General features: G+C 72.0%; 11 protein-coding genes. 3 read left to right on the top strand and 8 right to left on the bottom strand.

Translation table 11 applies throughout. The features are described from left to right. Positions 1–718: 718 nt before the first annotated feature. From ACGFY5_RS37440 to ACGFY5_RS37450, 3 genes are all read right to left on the bottom strand, one after another. On the bottom strand, positions 719–1138 hold the full coding sequence (locus ACGFY5_RS37440) for a hypothetical protein (protein ID WP_392728168.1): 420 nt from the start codon (positions 1136–1138) through the stop codon (positions 719–721). 80 nt (positions 1139–1218) lie between these two features. Continuing rightward, complete coding sequence (locus tag ACGFY5_RS37445) at positions 1219–1854, bottom strand: DsbA family oxidoreductase (RefSeq protein WP_392728171.1); 636 nt, start codon at positions 1852–1854, stop codon at positions 1219–1221. Between the two features lie 5 nt (positions 1855–1859). Continuing rightward, entirely contained in the window at positions 1860–2699 is an 840-nt protein-coding gene (locus ACGFY5_RS37450; RefSeq protein ID WP_392729066.1) for a phosphoribosylaminoimidazolesuccinocarboxamide synthase, read from the bottom strand. 60 nt (positions 2700–2759) lie between these two features. Here ACGFY5_RS37450 and ACGFY5_RS37455 point away from each other — a divergent pair, with 60 nt between their 5' ends. Then, on the top strand, positions 2760–3608 hold the full coding sequence (locus ACGFY5_RS37455; RefSeq protein WP_392728174.1) for a class I SAM-dependent methyltransferase: 849 nt from the start codon (positions 2760–2762) through the stop codon (positions 3606–3608). After that, positions 3592–4140 carry a TetR/AcrR family transcriptional regulator gene (locus tag ACGFY5_RS37460; RefSeq protein WP_392728177.1) on the top strand — a complete coding sequence of 183 codons (549 nt, stop codon included), beginning with the start codon at positions 3592–3594 and terminating at the stop codon, positions 4138–4140. The genes ACGFY5_RS37455 and ACGFY5_RS37460 overlap by 17 nt, the downstream gene beginning before the upstream one ends. A 493-nt stretch (positions 4141–4633) precedes the next feature. Here ACGFY5_RS37460 and ACGFY5_RS37465 read toward each other — a convergent pair whose 3' ends face one another. The 4 genes from ACGFY5_RS37465 to ACGFY5_RS37480 form a co-directional block, all read right to left on the bottom strand. Continuing rightward, positions 4634–7987: a hypothetical protein gene (locus ACGFY5_RS37465; protein WP_392728180.1), complete on the bottom strand. Its 3354-nt coding sequence runs from the start codon at positions 7985–7987 to the stop codon at positions 4634–4636. Then, positions 7987–10005 carry an ABC transporter gene (locus ACGFY5_RS37470; RefSeq protein ID WP_392728182.1) on the bottom strand — a complete coding sequence of 673 codons (2019 nt, stop codon included), beginning with the start codon at positions 10003–10005 and terminating at the stop codon, positions 7987–7989. Before ACGFY5_RS37470 ends, ACGFY5_RS37465 begins: the two co-directional genes overlap by 1 nt. A gap of 122 nt (positions 10006–10127) precedes the next feature. Then, positions 10128–11066: a hypothetical protein gene (locus ACGFY5_RS37475; protein ID WP_392728185.1), complete on the bottom strand. Its 939-nt coding sequence runs from the start codon at positions 11064–11066 to the stop codon at positions 10128–10130. A 100-nt stretch (positions 11067–11166) separates the two neighbouring features. After that, entirely contained in the window at positions 11167–12630 is a 1464-nt protein-coding gene (locus ACGFY5_RS37480) for a hypothetical protein (RefSeq protein WP_392728187.1), read from the bottom strand. A gap of 198 nt (positions 12631–12828) precedes the next feature. Between ACGFY5_RS37480 and ACGFY5_RS37485 the strand changes: the two genes are divergently transcribed. Then, positions 12829–13299, top strand: coding sequence for a hypothetical protein (locus tag ACGFY5_RS37485; protein WP_392728190.1), 471 nt, complete (start codon positions 12829–12831; stop codon positions 13297–13299). Here ACGFY5_RS37485 and ACGFY5_RS37490 read toward each other — a convergent pair. Beyond that, a complete protein-coding gene (locus tag ACGFY5_RS37490) occupies positions 13296–13592 on the bottom strand; it encodes an MTH1187 family thiamine-binding protein (RefSeq protein ID WP_392728192.1) in 297 nt (98 codons plus the stop codon). The two genes, ACGFY5_RS37485 and ACGFY5_RS37490, sit on opposite strands and share 4 nt — an antisense overlap. Between the last annotated feature and the right edge of the window lies 1 nt (position 13593).

Here is a 13593-nt window from a genome sequence, read left to right on the forward strand (position 1 = left end):
GCCCCGACCCACCCCGACCCCCACGGCATCGCCGCGAGCCGAGCCGACCCCCACCGCGTCTTCGCAGGTATCGGTGGATTCGCGGACGGCGGATTCGGCGGCCTCGGGGGAGTGGCGGACCCCGGAAGAGTGGGGGGCTTGGGATAGCCCGCCCGCTTCAACCGATTGGCGCGCCCCCGACGACCCGCGAGCCTCGGAGGAGCCGCGCGCCTCGGAAGAGTCGCGGACGTCGGAAGAGTCGCGGACGTCGGAAGAGTCGCGGACGTCGGAAGAGTCGCGGACGTCGGGGGAGCCGCGCGCCTCGGAAGAGTCGCGGACCTGGGGGGAGTGGCGGGCTCCGGAAGAGTCGCGCGCTCGGGCGGAGCGGCCGAGCCCCGAGAAGTCGCGAACGTCGGCTGCGGAGGGGACGGCCGGGCCTGAGAAGACGTGGAGCACGGAAGGCAAGACACCGAGACCCGGCGAGTCGGGCGCGGTGATGCCGGAGGCCGAGCCGGCGTCCCCTGGGGAGGGGTCGGTACGGCCTACCGACACCGCGCCTGACTCCGCCGGCACGGCGGCCACCGCCGACGGACGGCGACCGGCCGTAGGACGGGTCCGGGTTCGCCCCGAGCCAAAGCCAGTCACCCCGCCCGCTTCCCCCAACCAATCGCCCACCCCGACCACGTCGCCCACGCCGCCCACGCCGCCCGCGCCGGCCGCGCCGACCGCGGCGCGATGATCACGCCCATGGCGCCCCGAGAATGCGGGGCCGCAGCACCGGCGGGCGATTGCTCGGCGGAGGCTCGGACTCCGGCTCAGCGTCCTCGTCCGGCGGCGGATCCAGCTCGGTGATCAGCTTCTCCAGATCGTCGGACACCGACGGATCCACGAGCATCGCCTGCAGCAGCAACTGCTGCGCCCGACTCCGCTGATCGTGGGTGATCTGGTCGACGAGCCCGGCGGGTGCGTGCCCGATCGCCTGGTTCGTCTCCTCGAGCAGCTCGGCCTGGACCTCCTCACGGCCACTATGGCCGTGCCCGAGCACCTTCACGAACCGATTCTTGACCGCCGCCCAGCGCTCGGTGCCCGCCGCAGCCACGATCACGGGGCCACCGGCCGCGGCGACGCGATGGAGCGACGCCATGAGATGCGGGTCCATGAGTCAACCTTGACCCCGACCGACGAGCCGGGGCAAGGGGACACTCACAGCAGTTCGGATATCACTCCCGGTAACAGGGGTCAGGCATCCCCGTGTGCCTGCGCCAGCGCCTGTGCGAACACCTCGGTGGGCTGGGCACCGGAAACGCCGTACCGCATGTCCAACACGTAGAACGGCACACCCGAGATGCCCAATTCGCGCGCCTGATTTTCGTCAGCGCGTACGTCGTCGGCATACGCATTTTTGTCGTTGAGTATTTTGCGCGCCTCGTCCGGGTCGAGCCCGGCGTCGGCGGCGAGGTCGACCAGCGCGTCGACGGTGTGCACGGACTTCGCCTCACCGAAGTGCACGGCGTAGGCGTGGTCGAGCAGGTTCTGCTGTTTGCCCTGATCAGCGGCCCAGTGAGCGAGTCGGTGGAAGTCGAACGTGTTGCCGGCGTGACGGTTGTGGTCGTAGGCGAGGCCTTCGGCCGCCGCGGTGTCCTCGAGGCGCTTCTCGGCCTGCTCGACCTGCGCCTTCGGCATCCCGAACTTGCCCATCAACAGCTCGGTGACCGGCACGGTCTTGTCCGTGGGGCTGCTCGGGTCGAGCTCGAACGAGTGGTAGACCACCTCGACGTCGTCGCGGTGCTCGAACGCGGCGAGCGCGTTCTCGAACCGACGCTTGCCGACATAGCACCAGGGGCAGCCGATGTCCGACCAGATGTCTACTCGCATAGCACTTATAGTTGCCCGTTCAACCAGGTATTCCCGGTGAGACGCTCGTAGCCCTCGATGTAGCGGGCCTGCGTGGCCTTCACGATCTCGTCGGGGATCTCGGGCGCGGGCGCCTGCTTGTCCCACCCGGTGCTGGTCGCCCAGTCGCGAACGAACTGCTTGTCGTACGAGCGCTGCGAACGACCCGGCTCCCACTCGTCAGCGGGCCAGAACCGCGACGAGTCCGACGTCAGGACCTCGTCGGCGAGGACGAGCGTGCCGTCTGGAGCCCAGCCGAACTCGACCTTCGTGTCGGCGACGATGATGCCCCGCTCGGCGGCCAGGTCGGCGCCGCGGCGGTAGATCTCCAGCGTCAGGTCTTTGAGGGTTTTGGCCTGGTCGGCGCCGACGATCTCTTCGACCTGAGTGAACGAGATCGGCTCGTCGTGGCCCTCGGTCGCCTTCGTGGACGGCGTGAAGATCGGCTCGGGCAGTTTGTCGCCGTCCACCAGGCCGGGTGGCAGTGCGATGCCGGACACCGACTGGGTCTGCCGGTACTCGCTGAGCCCGCCGCCGGTGAGGTAACCACGGGCGACGCACTCGACCGGCGCCATCCTCAGCCGCTGGCAGCGGATCGCGCGCCCGGCCCACTCCGCCGGCACATCGGTGCTGATGACGTGGTTCGGGACGACGTCTTTCAGCTGGTCGAACCACCAGAGCGAGAGCTGGGTGAGGACCGCGCCCTTGCCCGGGATCGGTGTGGGGAGCACGACGTCGTAGACCGAGACACGGTCGGACGCCACCAGGATCAGGTCGTTCCCATCCAGGTAGACGTCCCGCACCTTGCCCGAATGAAGTAGCTCCACCATGACCCTCACCCTAATGGACCTCTAGAAAAATGGACGTTCATTCATTATTCTGCGACGGTGCTTTCGTCGGGCAGTAAGACAGCGGTCCATGTCGCGCTGTTCCGGGCGTTGGAGTCGGTCCGGGACGATCGCCTGTTCTCCGACTCCTACGCCCGCCTGTTCCTTCCGCGCGGCTACCGCGTGGCGGCGGGGGTGGCTCGGTTCCGTCCGGTCGGACGTCGGTTGGAGCAGTACATCGACGCGCGGTGGGGTGGCCCGCGCGGGTCCGCGGTGGCTCGTACGCGATTGATCGACGACTGGGTCGACGACGCGGTGAGTCGGGGCGCCCGGCAGTTGCTCGTGCTGGGCGCCGGGTTCGACAGCCGTGCCCACCGGCTCCCCGCCCTTTCCTCGGTGGACGTGTTCGAGGTGGACCACCCGGCGACCCAGGCGTCGAAGCAGCGGATCCTCGCTGGGCGCACGCGTTCCGACGTGCGGTTCGTGCCCGTCGACTTCCTGTACGACGACCTGGGATCCGCGTTGGCTTCCGCAGGCTTCTCGCCGACCGTTCAGACCGTGGTGGTCTGGGAAGGCGTCACGAACTACCTCACTGCCGCCGCAGTCGACGTCACGCTGAGGTATCTCGGCGGGATCCGCGGCGAGGTGATCTTCACGTACGTCGACAAGGCAGTACTGGACGGCGGGGTGGCCGACGCCTGGCGCGGCGCCGTCACCGCGGTGGGTGAGCCGTGGACCTTCGGATTCGATCCGGCTTCGCTGGCCGACTACCTGCGGGAACGAGGGCTGACCCTGGTCGAGGACGTCTCGACGCGGGACGCCGCTCAGCGCTATCAGCGGCCGCAGACGGCGGCGGAGTTCTATCGGGTCGCGCGGGCGAGGGTGGGTGTCGATGCCGAAGGTGAGTGAGGCTCATCTGCAGGCCCGTCGCCAGCAGATCCTCGACGCGGCGGCCGTGTGCTTCGCGCGGGATGGCTTTCATCGCACGTCGATGCAGGACATCGTGCGGGAGTGCGGGGTCAGTGCCGGGCTCGTGTACCGGTATTTCTCGGGTAAGGACGAGATGATCGCGGAGATCGTGCGGGATTGGCATGCTCACCGCGCCTCGGCGCTGACGTCGTCGGCTCCTGGGGCGGCGTACCTCGATCTGTTGCGTGAGATCGGTACGTCGGACGCACCCGATGCGCGTCTGGCGCTGCAGGTGTGGGCGGAGTCGGTCCGGTCGGACGAGTTGCGGGCGTTGGCGCGGGACGGGATTTCGCAGGCGCTGGAGGCAACCCGGGAGCAGGCGCCGGCCGGGGTGGATCCGGAGGCGCTGATTCGGGTGCTGATTGCTGTGTATCAGGGGTTGTTGGTGCAGACGGCGTGGGATTCCGAGCTCGACAACGCGGCGTTCGTCGACGTCGTCGAGGAAGTCCTCCGCCGGCTCACAGCCGAGTGAGGCCGGGGGCCCGCGTTCCGGCTTGTTTCGCGGCGTGGCGCGGCTGGGTGGGAATGCCGCGAGGCGGGCGCCCGCTGTGCGGGGCCGGCCTCAGAGCTCCCGGCTCCGGAGGCCCGGCTCCGGAGGCCCGGCTCCGGAGGCCCGGCTCCGGAGGCCCGGCTCCGGAGGCCCGGCTCCGGAGGCCCGGCTCCGGAGGCCCGGCGCCAGAGGCCCGGCGCCAGAGGCCCGGCGCCGGGGGCACCGGCCGTCGGCCCCACGGGGCGTCCGGTCCGCAGGGCTCGGCGGCGGATGGATGGCGCCCTGCCCGTGCTGGTGGTTGTGACGTTCTCCGTGCGATGACAGGGGGAGCGTGACAACCATGCCGCCGGGTAGGCGGGCAGCCTGACAACCATGCCGGGCGGCCGCGCCGGAACGCCGGTGCCTGGACGGTGACGCCCGGGTGGGTGGCGAGCTTGGCAGCCGTGTCGGCGACTGGCGCAGTGGGACGCGGTGGTCAGCGTTGGCCGGGGACTCGGGGGCGGGAGTCGTCGTCGGACGCGGGCGGGCGGCCGAACGGGTCGTCGCCGTCGTCGGTGGTGGCCCACCACCGGTCGACGACGTCAGCCGACTCTTTGCGCCGGTTGAACAGTCCGCGCAGGCCCTTGCGTTGCGGCTGGCCTCCGAGGTCGTCGGGAGCCTCTTCGGGTGCGTTGGCCGATTCGCGTCGGCGGGTGCTTGCGTCCGGGGCGGCATCTCCTGCGGGCGACGTGGGGCGCGGCGCCGGGCGAGTGCGCGCCCAGACCACCTCCGGGTCGGCCTCGACCTCTGGCCGCGGCGGGGGCGCGGGCGGGAGCTTCGGCGCACCGCGGCGGGAGCGCGCCGGAGCGCCGTCATCCGTCGTCGCGCCCGGCCGCCTCGTCGCCGCACCCTCGCCATCGCGCGCGAATCCCGCGCCAGCGTTCGCGGAGCCTGCGCTGAAGTGCGTGGAGCCTGCGCCGGGGTGCGTGGGGCTCGCGCCGGGGTGCGTGGGGCTCGCGCCGGGGTGCGTGGAGTTCGCGTCGGCGTACGGTGCGGAGGGCGAGGCTGACCCCGCGCCGGGGTGGTGTGCCGAAGGGTCGGCGGGGGGCGCGTTGCCGGGCTGGTAGCCCGGGTGACCGGGGGTGCGGCCAGGCTGGGTGGACCTCGTGGAGATCGGGGTGCCGGGGCGTGGGAGGCCCGGGGCTTGCGGCGGGGCGTCCGGAGCGGGTGGCAGTTGCGGGGGGCCGAAGCCGGTGGGGGGTGGGGTGTTCGCGCCGAGGTAGGGGCGCACACCCGGTGCGACTGGCGGGGTTGCTGGTGCCGGCGGGATCGCTCCGCGTCGTACTGCGTCGGGCCGCGGCGGTGGGGGAACGCTCCCGGCCCGTCCGCCCCCCTCCGGCCACCAATCCCCGCCCTGCCCCGCGCCACCCTGCCGGCCGGGCTGCCCCGCGCTGGGCTGCCCCGCGCCGGGGTGGCTCGCGTCGGGGTGGGAGGGGTCGCGGCGCCAGGGGCGGGGTGGACCGGGGCGGTCGTGGTTCGTGGGTGGGTCGACCGGGTGGTCGGGGGTGCCGGGCGGGGTCGAGTGGGTCATCGTTTGTCCCGTCTCCGGCTCGACGGTGCCGGAAGGTGTCGGGGCGCTCGTTGAGGCCGCCTCGGAGAACATCGTGCTCGGCCGTACCGGCCTCGGGCCGACCAGGCCTGGTCGCTCGCTCGCTGAGTCCGTTCCGCCCTGGTCGGCTGGCGCCGTTGGTGACGGCGGGGAGGACTGCTGGAACGGATCCGGGTAGTTGGAGGCCGATGGCAGCGGCCCGAGGCCACTCAGCGCGCCCGCGCCTTCCCGCTCCGCCTCGGAAGCGGCGGGCGTGCCCTCTTCGGCTGGGCCGCCGAACGCGTCAGTTCCCCGACGCGTCGACCCTGCCGAGCCCCCGAACAACGCGCCACCCGCAGATGCCCCACGCTGAACGCCCTCGAGCGCGGAGGAGTGGTGAGAGGCCTCGAAGTCGAAGGATCCGCGCTGAGCCGCCGCCTCGGAAGGCTCGGGTGCGGCCTCGTGCGCGGAGGTGCCGCGCTGGGCTGGCGTCGCGGATGGCTCGCGCTGAGTTGCCGCCGCAGAGGGCCCGCGTTCGGGCTCGGGGGCGGACGGCTCGGGCCCGTCCGTGGCTGTGGACGGCCCGTGTCGGGGCTCGGGGAGGTGGGGGGATAAGTCGGTGGACGGTGGGTGGGGCAGCGGCGGGATGCCGAAGTCGATCAAGGCGTCGCGTACCTGGGCGTAGGCGCTGAGTTCGGCACGAACCGGCGCGAGGACCCGCTCGCGGGCGACAGTGGTCACCGCGTCGAGCACGGACTGCTCGGCACGGAGCCGCGCTGCCCGCGCGCCGCGCCGGGCCACGATCATGCCCACCACGTGCAGCACCGGACCGAGCACCAGGCCACCGAACAGCAGGGTCAGCGGCAGCACGAGGTCACCGACTTCGAGGGCGCTGTCGTCGCCCCCGACCGCGGCGGCGATGGCCAGCCCGAGCGTCCAGGCCAAGCCCCCCAGCAGTGCCAACACCAGCAGGTACTGAAGGACCCGGTAGCCCCACCACCACAGCGGCCGACGTGCGAGCCCCAGGTCGGCGGTGGCGACGGCTCGATCGAGCGCGTCGGGCAACTGGTCGATCTCCGAGCGGGCAGCGCGGTGCACGAGACGCGGCCAGGGGGCGGGCAGCCCTTGCGCGACGTCGTCGGCGAGGAAGCGCAGTGACTCTTCGACGGCGGGAAGCTGCACCGGGTGCAGCACCGCCGGCCGGGCGGTGGTTCGACGCCGCGTGCCGGTGTTCTCGCGCAGCGGTGCCAGCGGGTCGGCCTTCGCTCGGCCGAACCAGTGGATCAGCGGCCACCCGAGGCTGCGGCTCGCCGTGAACTTGTATCCGCGCTCGACCGCTTCGCCGACGGCGGTGGCCCCGGCGGACTCGGCCAGCGTCGTGTAGAGGCGCTTGGCCGAGCTGCGGTCGACGCCTTCGCGCACCTCCGGGCCGGCCAGCGGAGCGAGCTCGTCGGCGACGGTGTCGAGGTCGGCGGTCAGCCGACGCACGGCGGCCTGGCGGGACGAGACGGTCGCGGTGATGCGGTCCTTCAGCTCGGGCATGCCGTCGCCGCGCAGCGCGGACAGCGGCACCAGCGGCACGCCACGCAGCCCGTCGGCGTCGAGCAGCCTGCGGACGTCGGCCAGGCACGCCTCGGTGTCGGCGCCACTGAGCATGTCGACCTGGTTGAGCACCACGACCGTCACGCCGGCGTGCCGGGACAGCCGCCGCAGATAGCGCGCGTGTATGGCCTCGTCCGCGTACTTCTGCGGGTCGAGCACCCAGACCAGCAGATCGACGAGTTCGACCAGCCGGTCGACCTCCAGGCGGTGCGCCAGCTGGGTGGAGTCGTGGTCGGGCAGGTCGAGCAGGACCAGGCCGCGGAGTTCGGCCTGCGAATCGGCGTCGAGCGCGCTCTCGCGGCCGGTGCGGTTGTCGTACGGGATGCTCAGCCAGTCGAGCAGCGGGCCGGCACCGTCGCGGCCCCAGACGCACGCGTGCGGGGCGTTCGTGACCGGGCGGCGGACGCCGACCTCGGACAGGTCGAGACCGGCGAGCGCGTTGTAGATCGACGACTTGCCGCTGCCAGTGGCGCCGGCGAGCGCGACGACCGTGTGGGCCGGGGAAAGGGACAGCCGTTCGGTGATTTGGCGGGTGACGTCGCGGGCGGACCTTAAGTCGTTGTCGTCCACGCGGCTGTCGACCACGCCCATCACACGCTCGAGCGACGTCAGGCGCGCGGCGATCGACGGGGGATCGTCGGCTGCTGACGGTCGGCTCATCACGTTCCCTTCCGGGGGGCGTCGGTCTCCGGTGAGTCGGGCTCGGAGTCGACGGTAGCCCCCGGCGGCACGGTCGGTGCCCCGTCCACAGGCTCGGTTGGTTTTTCGGTCATTTCGGCTGATGCTTCGCTACCCGCAGCAGCCGTCGAGTCGCTCTCAGCGCTCGTCGGGCCGGGTCGCAGATCGAGTGTGGTGGAGGGGCGCAGTGCGGCGGCGACCGCGCGCAACGTGGCCACCGACGGCAGCTCCGGCGCCTCCCGCGCGGGCGGTTCCTCGCTCGCTGCCGGGCGGGTGCTCGTCGCCGGGTCGGGGAAGAGCTGATCGACGACGGTGATGTTGCGGTCGATGGCTCGGGCGGCATCGCGGAGCCGGTCGGCGAGGCTGACCGGCGGGTCGAGTTCGTCGAGCCTCGCGGCGAACCGGTGCTGTTCCGACGCGAGCGCGCCGGCCAGCCGATCGAGCAGGTCGGCGCGCGCCGCTCGCCCCGACGTCCGTACGTCGTCGTCCTCGAAGACTTCGGCCAGCAGCTCGGCGGAGAGCGTCACGGTGCCACCGGCCACGTCCACTTCCCGGCCGACCGGCAGCGTGCCGTCCTCCAGCGCCGCCGACACGACGACCGGCATCACACCGGCACGCATGCTCCCGTCGGCGCGGGCGATCGACGCGTCGACGGCGTCCAGCCACGCTCGGGTGGCGTCCTCGGCCTTCTTCGCTGCCTCGGTGGACGCCCGCTCGGTGACCTCCTCCGCGGCGGCAGCCCCGCCGGGGTTCGTCCGCCAGGCGGCGACCAGGTCGGCGGCCGCGTCGTCGGCGACCGACGTGAACAGCCGGACGACCCCGCCGACCAGCCCCGCCCTGACCCGGGCGGCCCGGATCGAGGCCTGCCCGCTCAGCACCCCGCTCTTGCTGCCCGAACGCGCCTCGAGAATCGCCGTCAGACCACCGTTGCCGGCGTACTCCTGCCAGCGGCCGACGACGTCACCCCGGAACAGCACGCCCTCCTCCACCGACGCCCGGAGCCGCGCCTCGGCGGCGGCGTAGGTCTGCCCGATCTGGCCGCGCAACGTCGTGACGGCGCCCTGCTGGGCCTTGGTGGCGTCCGACACGGTGTCGACCCGGTCGCGGATCACCGCGAGCGCCCCGCTGAGCGTCTGCCGCACGATCGCCGTGCGCTGCGTCGGTGACGCGCTGATGCGGCCGGTCCACATCCGCAGCGACCGGACGGCCTGCTCCGGCAGCAGGCCGTGCTCCTCCAAAGCCACCTGCTCGACGACGAAGAGCGGCGCCGCGCCGAGGCCCTCGGTACGCAGCATCTCGCGCAGGTGCGTGCTGACCGTCGCGTGCGCCAGGTGGTTCACGCGGGAGAGCACGATCGCGACCGAGGTGCCCCTGGCCACCGCGGCGCGCAGGAGCTCCCACGGCACCGCGTCGGCGTAGCGGGCGGCGGTCGTGACGAAGATCCACAGGTCGGCGGCGTCGAGCAGCCGGACGGCCAGCTGTCGGTTCTCCGCCACCACCGAGTCGACGTCGGGCGCGTCGACGAGTGCGAGGCCGGAGGGCACCGCGTCGGTCTCCAGGATCCGCACCGTGCCGGGGGCGCCGTCCGAGGTGCGCGGCAGCGTCGGGACCGGGCCGCCGGCGAGGAACGTGCCGTAGTCGTCGGGATGGCAGACGAGCACGGCTGAGCGCGTGGTGGGGCGCAGCACCCCCGCGGGGCTGATCGGTGCGCCCACCAGCGTGTTGAGGAGCGTCGACTTGCCGCCGCCGGTGGAGCCGCCGATCACCAGCAGCGGTGGCGTCTCCGGGTGGAAGAGCCGAGGCAGCAGGTAATCGTCGATCTGGTTGGCGAGGTTGGACGCCACAGTGGCGGCGTCCTCTCCACCGCGCAGCGGCAGCCCGAAGCGAACCTCGTCGAGGCCGGCGCGGAGAGCTCGTAACGGCGAGATCAGCCGATCCGCGCCCCCCGCGGTGGGTACTTCCGGCCACGAGGTGGCACGTACACCCTCGTCGGTCGTCACCCGGAGCTCCGCCCTTCACTGTCCGGAACGCTGCCGCCGTCACTCGGCGTGTCCGCCACGGAGATTACCGTCGTCAGGCAGGGCGAACGTGACGAAGTTCCGGCCGACCGGCCGAGGAGGGCCTACTCCTCCGGGTCAGTCAGATCGGCCAGTGCCGCTTCGACCTCGGCCAGTTGCTGCCGGAGGCGTTCTGCCTGCTCCTCGGCTTCGGCGCGGGCAGCGGACACGATCTCGTCGACGGCGTCGGCGACTGCGGGGGATTCCAGCAGAGCGACCATCTTCAGCGCGTCGGCCGCGCGGACGGAGGTGGGCTTGACCAGGACCCGTGCGCCGCGAGCCGCGGACACGGTCCAGGCGCCCTCGTGGTGGGCGAGCGTGACCGTGAGGTCCGGGGCACGCTTCGCGGCGCCCTTGCGCGCCGGACGGCTCTTCGGGGCCGCCTTTGCCGCACCGGCGGCCTCGGCCGGAGTGGACGCAGCCGGAGCAGATGCAGCTGGAGCAGATGCCGCCGGGGCGGATGCGGCCGGACGGCCAGCGCCGGCCGACTTCGCTGCCGTGCCGGCGGCGTCGACCGAGGACGAAGCCGCACGCGCAGCACCGGCCTTCGCGGCGGGCTTCGCCGAGGCGGCGGCTTCGGCCGGAGTCGCCGCCGCGGTCACCGAGCGGGTTGCGGTGGACGTCGCAGCCGCGACCGCAGCGGGCGAGCCGGCACTTCCGGCGCGGTCAGCCTGACGCGGCGCAGCGCCGGTCGGGGACACAGCGGTGGCAGACGCGGTGTCGTCGGACGGCATGGTGGCTTTGGGGGCGGATTTTTGGCGGGGAGGTGCCTTGGGGGCTAGCTGGAGGTCGGTGGGGGCGAAGGGGAGTTCGTCTCGCCCGAACCGCACCACGACCCACTCGTCGGACGACGGGTCGTCGAAGCGGACGATCTGGCCGATCTGGCCGGCGATCTGGCCGGCTGAGGACGTGAACTGGACCTTGGGCTTCCGTCCGGCCTCGACCGCCGTGCGGAGCGTGTCGAGGTCGGCAGTGGACAGCCCTCGGCTGCGGATGGTCGGCATCCTGCCTCCTCCAATGCGCGCCGGCCCCGGTAGCGAGCGGCGTCTTGGGGGAGTTCCTACCAGAGCCCACCGACGAAACCCGGCAGCGGCTGCCCGGAACTCACAGGTACATACCCGTGCGCTCGCCGTGCGGACCCGGTTCGCGGCGCTCGGGAAGTGCCTCGCCGAAGAAGACCTTGCCGCCGAAGTCGCCCTGGAGACGGTCGTCGAGCACGTCCGCCAGCCCGGTCATGACCCGGATCGCTGTCGACAGGTGCGTCGGCTGGAAGTCGGTGCCGAACACCCCCACCGATGCCCAAACCGTGTCGTCCTCCAGGTACAACCGGCCCACCGGCAGCGTCTTGGTCAGCGCCGAGAGCCGCTCGTAGAGCCGCTGCGTCGCCCGCACCTCGGTCAGGACCGGCGACGACACCTCCACCAGCGGCGGATCGTCGGTGATCCGGACGAACACCATCGCCGAGCCGCTGCGGATCGCGATGTCGCCGTCGGCGTCGAGCGGCAGTTCGTCGACCGGACGGGCGAGCAGCTCGGAGACCACCGCCCGCACCCGGTCGGGAAGCGGAGCCGACGGGTCGTGCGCCGCCGGAGCCGAAGCGCCACCGGTACCGGGCACGCGGCGCGCGGCGCCCAGCGAGAGCACCTCGACCTCACCCTCCAGCGCGGTGGCGGAGTACGTGAGGAACGCGGGGTGCGGCGTGCCGTAGACCTCGCGGAGCGTCCGCACGGCGATCGCGGCCAGGCGGCCGGCGTCGGACGTCGGCATCTGGATGCCGAAGTTGTCGGTGGTGCCGTCGACGACACCGGGCGGCGACCAGCCCAGCGCCACCAGGTCGGCGATCGCGTGCCGGTCCAGCCGGTGGCCGGGTGGGAGTGCGGCGTTGCCCACGGCCTCGGCGTGCAGCAGGTTCTCGTCGAACATCACGAATTCGACGGTGTACGTGGCGTCGCCGGTGCCGCCGGCCGTGGGGTCGAGCGTCAGCGTGAGCTGAGCGCCGAGCTCCAACTGGGCGAGCACGCCGGCGAGCGCTGACCGCAACTCGCTCCAGGCGGCTTCGACCTTGGCGCCGAGATCCACGGTCGACGGGTCCTCGGACAACGGAAGAGGGGAGCCCTCCACCGGCCCTGTCGGGCGCCGCCGGGAGTGGGCGCCACGTTTCGGCTTCGGCACGGGCCCCCTGTCGTCGCTCGGTGCATCGATCTCGTGGAGGTCATCTTCACCCAGTTCCACGAACCGGTCGAGCACGAGTTGGCGCAGCCGTCGGTTGTTCCGGCAAGAGCGCAGGTAGGAGAGTTGCGCTTCGGCGCCACGCGGAGCCGCTTCGTGGTCGCCGAGCCCGGCCGCGCGCAATCCGGCGACGACGTCCGATCGGGCGTCGCTGTCGGAGACCAGCCATCCGTCACGCAGGATCGGCCACGCAATACGCACGAAATCGACGCGGGGCACCGGACCGAACGTGGCACGCAGCGCGGCCGCCGGGCCACCCGCCACCTCTTCCAGCGCGAGTTCACGCGCCAGTTCGGCGGCCAGCCTGGTGGGCACACTGGACCAGTCGAATCCCGGCATGGCGCCTCCTGTGATGCGTTCGCGGCCTCGGACGCGCTCCAGCCACCCTAGTGCTGCCCCGCTGTGCGCCCATCAGACCACCGCCGCGACGGGCGATATGACGGGTGGCCGACTCAACGATCCTTCCGTCGCCGCTTCCCTCCCACACTCGCTGTGGGATCGGACACCACGTCCGGATGTGAAGGAGAAATGAGAACCATGCGGTTAGGTGGTGCCCTCCTGGCGGTGGCCGCTGCGGCGACGCTGCTGACGGGCTGTTCGTCGTCGAACGAGGACAAGGTGCGAACCGCGCTGTCGGAATACCTCGACGAGGTCGGCGAGCAGGACTACAAGGAAGCCTGCGACTACGTCGACGCCGGTGCCAAGCGGAAGCTGGGTGGGGACTGCGCCTCCGCTCTGAGCAAGCGCTACGCCGACCTGTCGTCGGGCGTGCGGGACGACCTGGACGAGATCGACGTCGGCACCGTCTCGGTCAAGGGCTCGACAGCCACGGTCCGCGACGGTGACATCGACGTCGAGGAGACGACGAAGACCACCAAGAAGGGCAAGGACGGCAAGAAAAAGACCACGACGCGGACGTCGCACCACGCCGCGCCCGACGTCAGCAGCGGCAGTGGCTTCACGCTGGTGAAGAGCGGCGACAACTGGCTCGTCCGCGACGGGATCTAGCTCTCCGCCAGGAACCGTTCCACGGTGGCGACCTTGCTGGTCAGGCCGTCGGTGATGCCTGGTCGGATGTCGGCCTTGAGTACCAGGCTGACGCGGCCCGCGCCGGCACCGGCGGCCTCGACGGCGCGCTTGACGACGTCCATGACCTCGTCCCACTCACCCTCGATCGACGTGAACATCGCGTCGGTGTGATTGGGCAGGCCGCTCTCCCGGACGACGCGGACGGCGGCGGCGACGGCCTCACCGACCGACTCGCCGGTGCCCATCGGGCTGACCGAGAAGGCAACTATCAAT

It is taken from the genome of Cryptosporangium sp. NPDC048952, assembly GCF_043197895.1.
In the GTDB taxonomy this organism is placed as follows: domain Bacteria; phylum Actinomycetota; class Actinomycetes; order Mycobacteriales; family Cryptosporangiaceae; genus Cryptosporangium.

Excerpts from the sequence above, each read along its gene's own strand:
- ACGFY5_RS37440 (WP_392728168.1), bottom strand. The coding sequence starts at position 1,138 with ATGGACCCGCATCTCATGGCGTCGCTCCATCGCGTCGCCGCGGCCGGT.
- ACGFY5_RS37445 (WP_392728171.1), bottom strand. The coding sequence starts at position 1,854 with ATGCGAGTAGACATCTGGTCGGACATCGGCTGCCCCTGGTGCTATGTC.
- ACGFY5_RS37460 (WP_392728177.1), top strand. The coding sequence starts at position 3,592 with ATGCCGAAGGTGAGTGAGGCTCATCTGCAGGCCCGTCGCCAGCAGATC.
- ACGFY5_RS37465 (WP_392728180.1), bottom strand. The coding sequence starts at position 7,987 with ATGAGCCGACCGTCAGCAGCCGACGATCCCCCGTCGATCGCCGCGCGC.
- ACGFY5_RS37475 (WP_392728185.1), bottom strand. The coding sequence starts at position 11,066 with ATGCCGACCATCCGCAGCCGAGGGCTGTCCACTGCCGACCTCGACACG.
- ACGFY5_RS37480 (WP_392728187.1), bottom strand. The coding sequence starts at position 12,630 with ATGCCGGGATTCGACTGGTCCAGTGTGCCCACCAGGCTGGCCGCCGAA.
- ACGFY5_RS37485 (WP_392728190.1), top strand. The coding sequence starts at position 12,829 with ATGCGGTTAGGTGGTGCCCTCCTGGCGGTGGCCGCTGCGGCGACGCTG.